The 5,839-nt window shown below is 72.9% G+C and carries 6 protein-coding genes; 3 read left to right on the top strand and 3 right to left on the bottom strand.

What is annotated here, in order from left to right; translation table 11 throughout:
• Positions 1-41 precede the first annotated feature (41 nt).
• A complete protein-coding gene (locus M4J07_RS46305) occupies positions 42-1,256 on the top strand; it encodes a cation:proton antiporter (RefSeq protein WP_255983134.1) in 1,215 nt (404 codons plus the stop codon).
• Between the two features lie 126 nt (positions 1,257-1,382).
• Positions 1,383-2,432: an alcohol dehydrogenase catalytic domain-containing protein gene (locus tag M4J07_RS46300; RefSeq protein WP_255983132.1), complete on the top strand. Its 1,050-nt coding sequence runs from the start codon at positions 1,383-1,385 to the stop codon at positions 2,430-2,432.
• A gap of 33 nt (positions 2,433-2,465) precedes the next feature.
• Here M4J07_RS46300 and M4J07_RS46295 read toward each other — a convergent pair whose 3' ends face one another.
• The 3 genes from M4J07_RS46295 to M4J07_RS46285 all read right to left on the bottom strand — a co-directional run bounded on the left by M4J07_RS46295 (position 2,466) and on the right by M4J07_RS46285 (position 4,944).
• Complete coding sequence (locus M4J07_RS46295; protein WP_255983130.1) at positions 2,466-2,663, bottom strand: helix-turn-helix transcriptional regulator; 198 nt, start codon at positions 2,661-2,663, stop codon at positions 2,466-2,468.
• Positions 2,664-2,979: 316 nt separating this feature from the next.
• Positions 2,980-3,999 (bottom strand): helix-turn-helix domain-containing protein, encoded by a 1,020-nt coding sequence (locus tag M4J07_RS46290; RefSeq protein WP_255983128.1) that lies wholly within the window; start codon positions 3,997-3,999, stop codon positions 2,980-2,982.
• Between the two features lie 12 nt (positions 4,000-4,011).
• Positions 4,012-4,944, bottom strand: coding sequence for a sugar phosphate isomerase/epimerase family protein (locus M4J07_RS46285; RefSeq protein ID WP_255983126.1), 933 nt, complete (start codon positions 4,942-4,944; stop codon positions 4,012-4,014).
• Positions 4,945-5,071: 127 nt separating this feature from the next.
• On the opposite strand from M4J07_RS46285, the gene M4J07_RS46280 reads away from it, so the two are divergent.
• Positions 5,072-5,839 (top strand): PfkB family carbohydrate kinase (locus M4J07_RS46280; RefSeq protein ID WP_255983124.1); only part of this gene is annotated, 768 nt, incomplete at its 3' end.

The following is a 5,839-nucleotide window of genomic DNA, read 5'->3' as shown; positions in this document are numbered from 1 at the left end:
AGTTTGGGTGATTTGCCCGAAGTTTATGGTAGGAACCCGGTATGTCGCAGTACGGGGTTCTGATCCTCATCATGGCCATCGCGGTGCTCGCACCCCTTCTGGCCTACGGAGTCGGCCGCTGGCTGCCCGTACCGCTGGTGATCTTCGAGATCCTGCTGGGGATCGTCGTGGGGCCCGACGTCCTCGGCTGGGCGCACGGCGGGCAGACCATCGACGCGCTGTCCGAGCTGGGACTCGCGATGCTGATCTTCCTCGCCGGGTACGAGATCGAGTTCGACAAGGTCCGCGGCGACACCCTCAAGCGCGCCCTGCGGGCCTGGGTGGTCTCGCTGGCCTTCGGACTGCTGCTCGCCAGTGCGCTGGCCGGGTGGTCGTACACCAAGGGGGTCTACCTCGGGACCGCCCTCATCAGCACCGCCCTGGGCACCGTGCTGCCGGTGCTCCGCGACTCGGGGGACCTGCACTCGCGGTTCGGGTCCGTGATGATGGCGTTCGGATCCGTGGGCGAGTTCGGGCCGATCGTCGCCATGGCGCTGCTGCTCAGCGGACGCTCGCCGATCGAGTCGGCGGCGCTGCTCGCCGCGTTCGCCCTGATCATCGCGGGCGCCGTGTTCTGGGCGATGCGGCCGCGGCCGCCGTGGTTCTCCCAGGTCATCGCCAAGACGCTGCACAGCAGCGGGCAGTTCGCGGTGCGGCTCGTGGTGCTGCTGCTCGCCGTGATGCTCGGCGCCTCGACGGCGCTCGGGGTGGACATGCTGCTCGGCGCCTTCGCCGCCGGGATGGTCGTACGGCTGGTGCTGCACGGCGCCGCCCCCGAGAGCGCGCACGAGATCGTCGCCAAGGTGGAGGCCATGGGCTTCGGCTTCCTCGTGCCGATCTTCTTCGTCGTCACCGGGATCGAGTTCGACCTGGCGGCGCTCCTCGACGGCGGCCGGGCGCTGTTGCTGCTGCCGGTGTTCCTGGTCCTGTTCCTGGTGGTGCGCGGCGGACCCGTGTACGCGCTCGCCCCGCGTGACCTGGGGCCCGGCGACCGGAAGGCGCTCACCCTCTTCTCCTCCACGGCGCTGCCGCTGGTCGTCGCCATCACCACCATCGGCGTCAAGGCCGGGGTGCTGCGCACCGACGAGGCGTCCGCGCTGGTCGGCGCCGGGATGCTGTCCGTCCTCGTCTTCCCGCTCATCGGCCTGAAACTGCGGGCGGGCAAGGGGGAGCGGGCCCTGCCGAAGGGGCCGGTCGCGGGCGCCGAGTCGTGGTGAGGGGGCTTGACGGCGGGCCTTAGCGTGGGGCCGTGGATCATCGGCGTACGGGAGTCGGGCGACGGAAGCCGGACGACGGAAGTCAGGCGCCGGACGTCAGAAGACGGAGCACGGAAGGGGCGGGGCATGCGGGCAGTCGTGTTCGAGCGGTTCGGGGAGCCGGCCGAGGTCCGGGAGGTGCCGGATCCGGTGCCCGCGCCGCACGGCGTCGTCGTGCGGGTCGAGGCGACCGGGGTGTGCCGCAGCGACTGGCACGGCTGGATGGGCCACGACCCCGACATCGTGCTGCCGCACGTGCCCGGGCACGAACTGGCCGGTGTGGTCGCGGAGGTGGGCCCCGACGTGCGCGGCTGGCGGGCCGGCGACCGGGTCACGGTGCCGTTCGTCTGCGCGTGCGGGAGCTGTGCGGCGTGTGCGGCCGGGGACCAGCAGGTGTGCGAGCGGCAGACCCAGCCCGGCTTCACGCACTGGGGCTCGTTCGCGGAGTACGTGGCCCTCGACCACGCGGACGTGAACCTGGTGGCCGTGCCGGAGGGGATGGCCTTCGGCACGGCGGCCGGCCTCGGCTGCCGGTTCGCGACGGCCTACCGGGCCGTGGTGCAGCAGGGGCGGGTCGCGGCCGGCGAGTGGGTGGCCGTGCACGGCTGCGGCGGGGTCGGGCTCTCGGCCGTGATGATCGCGGCGGCGGCCGGGGCGCGGGTGGTGGCCGTGGACGTGGCGCCGGGCGCGCTCGAACTGGCCAGGACGTTCGGCGCCGCCGCCTGCGTGGACGCGCGGGCCGCCGGTGATGTCGCCGCAGCGGTGCGGGAGTTGACCGGCGGGGGCGCGCACCTCTCCCTCGACGCGCTGGGCTCCGCCGCGACCTGTGCGGCCTCGCTGCGCGGACTGCGCAGGCGGGGCCGGCACGTGCAGGTGGGGCTGCTGCCGGAGGACCCCGTGGTGCCGATGGGGCGGGCGGTGGCGTACGAGCTGGAGCTGATCGGCAGCCACGGGATGGCCGCGCACACCTATCCGGGGATGCTGGAGCTGGTCGGCGCCGGGGTGCTGCGGCCCGACCTCCTGGTGACGTCGACGATCCCGCTGACCGCGGCGCCCCGGGCGCTCGCCGCGATGGGCGAGGCGCCGGGGGCCGGGGTGACGGTGGTGGAACCGCATGCGAGCCCCTCCGGCGACTGAGCCCTGGGGCCGCGGCCCGGCGAAGGCCGACGGTCAGTCCCGGCGGCCCCGGTTCCCCGGCCGGGAGGCCACCCAGGCTCTGACGGTGTCGGCGTACCAGTACGGCTTCCCGGACTCGACGTGGTCCGGCGGCGGCAGCAGCCCGTGCTTGCGGTACGAGCGGACCGTGTCGGGCTGGACCCGGATGTGCGCGGCGATGTCCTTGTACGACCAGAGCCTGCGGTCGGTCATCGGTGGCTCCTCCCTGGCGGGTGTCGCGGCGGCTCGGGGGTGGCCGTCGGCGATCACTCACCCTGTGCCCGGAGAACGACGTGCACCGAGGTGAAGGGAGGGCCTGTGTGTCCCCTGTGACGCAGAACCCGCGTATGCCTGACATGTGTGACAGGAAGGGGGCGTTTGTGACGTGAATGATGCAAAGAGGGCGCGTTGACGGCGCATGCACCGGCGCAAGGGTGGACAAGCGTGGTGGGCCGAACCTGCTGCGCCAGGCCCGGCCCACCGCTCCCCGCTTCCCCCCGGCCCGTTGGCCCGAAGGGACAAGAGTGCCTCAGTGGTTACCGCCGGTCTTGGAGAAATGCGCACTTCCGGAGCGGTGGTCACGGCGCAGGACCAGGCTCGTCGCCTCCCCGGCCAGCCGGTCCGTGGCCGGTGGTCCTTCCGGGTCCACCCGCAGCCCCCGGGCGAGGGCGAACTCGCGCGGGGTGCACCCCGTCATCGCCTTGAACTCGCCGCTCAGGTGCGCCTGGTCGTAGTAACCGCAGGCCGCGGCGGTCTCCGCCTGGGTGCTGCCCGCGCAGAGCAGCCGGCGGGCGCGCTGCAGCCGCAGGACCCGGGCCGCCGCCTTCGGGCTGAGCCCGATCTGTTCGCGGAATCGGTTCTCCAAGTGCCGTACGCTCCAGCCCACTTGCTCGGCGAGCCGCCCCACCGGAACCGCCCCGCCGCTGTGTGTGAGCGTGTACCAGGCGTGCACCGTGCCCGTCGCGCAGCGCGGCCCGGAGTCGAGCCAGCGGGCCAGCGTCTCGTCCAGGTGCCGGAACCGGGCCCGCCAGGACGTCAACTCGCCGAGGGAGTACGAGAGTTCGGCGACGGCGGCCCTGGGGAGCGCTCCCAGCTCGTCCGGATGCACACGCCAGTTGGACAGCTCGTGCAGGGGCGTGCCGAGCAGGTTGAACGCGGCCCACGGGGTCAGCAGGACCTCCACGCCCGCGAGGTGGCCGTCGTGCTCGCCGAGGACCGGGGTGGTGGACAGCGCTGAGAGGACGCAGGGGAGTTCGCTCGTGCGCAGTCCGGACGGACGGGCGCCGCCGTGCCGGCCGACGCCCACCCAGCCGCCGGTCGCCTCGGTGATGCGCACCGCGCCCTGGAAGGCGAGCATCAGCGTCACCGCGCCGATCGGTGCCTCCAGGCGTGCGCGCGGTCCGGGGAAGGCGAGCCGGAAGCCGCGGTACCCGATGATGCCGGGGCGCAGCCGCGGGTGCGGGCGCCCGGCCGCCGTCTCCCAGGTCCCGTCCGGGCTCCGGGCGGGGCGGACGGCGGGCCGTGAGGTACCCGTGGCACGAGGACTCATCCGCCGATACTGCTACACGCCGCACGACCGGAGATAGCCCCGCGTACGACGCGCGACCGGTAGCGGCCGGTCCGGATCGCACGGGTACATGTCCTGCTCGACGATCGCGAAGAGATCGACGCCGAGCCGCTCCGCCGCCGCGAGCACCGGCTCCAACTCCGGTACGCCGCGCGGCGGTTCACACATCACGCCCTGCGCGACGGCCGGCCCGAAAGGCGTGCCGCGGTCCCGGACGTCGGCGAGCACCACCGGGTCGACCTGCTTCAGGTGCAGATATCCGATGCGCTCCCCGTACGTCTCGATGAGCTTGACGCTGTCGCCGCCGCAGTACGCGTAGTGGCCCGTGTCCAGGCAGAGCGACACCAGCCCGGGGTCGGTCGCGTCCAGGAAGCGGGCGACGTTCTCCTCCGTGTCGATGTGGGTGTCGGCGTGCGGGTGGACGACGACCTCCAGCCCGTACCGGTCGCCCACCTCGCGGGCGAGCCGCTCGGTGCCCGCGGCGAGATGGCCCCACTGTTCGCCGGTGAGGGTGGCGTCCTCCAGGACCTCGCCGGTCTTGTCGTCGCGCCAGAAGGACGGGATGACGACGAGGTGGCGGGCGCCCATGTCCCGGGTCAGGGCGGCGATCGACGCGACGTGCTCCCACGTGCGGTCCCAGACGGCCGGGCCGTGGTGCAGGCCGGTGAAGACGGTGCCGGCGGAGACCTGGAGCCCGCGCCGCCCCGTCTCCTCCGCCAGGACCCGCGGATCCGTCGGCAGGTACCCGTACGGCCCCAGCTCGATCCACTCGTAACCGGCCTCGGCGACCTCGTCGAGGAACCGCCGCCAGGGCACCTGCTGCGGGTCGTCGGGGAACCAGACGCCCCAGGAGTCGGGGGCTGAGCCGATGCGGATGCGCCGTGACCGTGATGCCTGAGTCGTCACCGGGGTCGTCGGGATCGTCATGGGACCAGCCTTCAGGCCCCCGGAGAGGGGTGTCAAGGCGTGGTCCGAATGTCAGGACAAAATGTTGACAGGGAGGGGCGGCCGGGGCTAGATCTGGCAGGAGACGACGCCGTCGAAGGGACCCTCCATGGCCCGCAGCGAGGCCCGTACCGAGTCAGGCAGCGCGTTCGACCTGATCACGATGGGGCGGATCGGGGTGGACCTGTATCCGTTGCAGGCGGGCCGGACGCTCGGGGACGTGGACACGTTCGGGAAGTTCCTCGGCGGGTCCTCGACGAACGTCGCCGTCGCGGCGGCGCGGCTCGGACTGCGCACGGCGACGATCACCAGGACCGGGCGGGATCCCTTCGGCGCGTATCTGCACGACAGGCTGCGGGAGTTCGGGGTCGACGACCGCTGGGTGACGCCGGTCGACGGGCTGCCCACGCCGGTCACCTTCTGCGAGATCTTTCCGCCGGACGACTTCCCGCTGTACTTCTACCGGCAGCCCAAGGCGCCGGACCTGGAGATCGCCCCCGGTGAGCTGGACCTCGACGCGGTCCGGGCCGCCCGGATCTTCTGGATGACCGGTACGGGGCTGAGTGCCGAGCCCAGCCGGAGCGCGACGCTGACCGCTCTCGCGCACCGGGCCGGGCAAGGGGCCGGGGTCGATGGGTTCACGGTGTTCGACCTGGACTGGCGGCCGATGTTCTGGGGGGATCCGGGGGCGGCGCGGCCGTACTACCAGGAGGCGTTGCGGCACGCGACGGTGGCCGTCGGGAACGTGGACGAGGTCGAGATCGCCACGGGGGAGCGGGAACCGGGTCGGGCGGCGCGGGCGTTGCTCGGGTTCGGTCTCGAACTCGCGGTGGTCAAGCAGGGGCCGAAGGGCGTGCTGGCGATGACGGCCGGCGGG

Source organism: Streptomyces longispororuber, assembly GCF_024448165.1.
GTDB classification, from domain to species: Bacteria; Actinomycetota; Actinomycetes; order Streptomycetales; family Streptomycetaceae; genus Streptomyces; species Streptomyces longispororuber_A.
The sequence above is the reverse complement of the archived record's forward strand: the minus strand, read 5'-3'. Positions and strand labels throughout refer to the sequence as shown.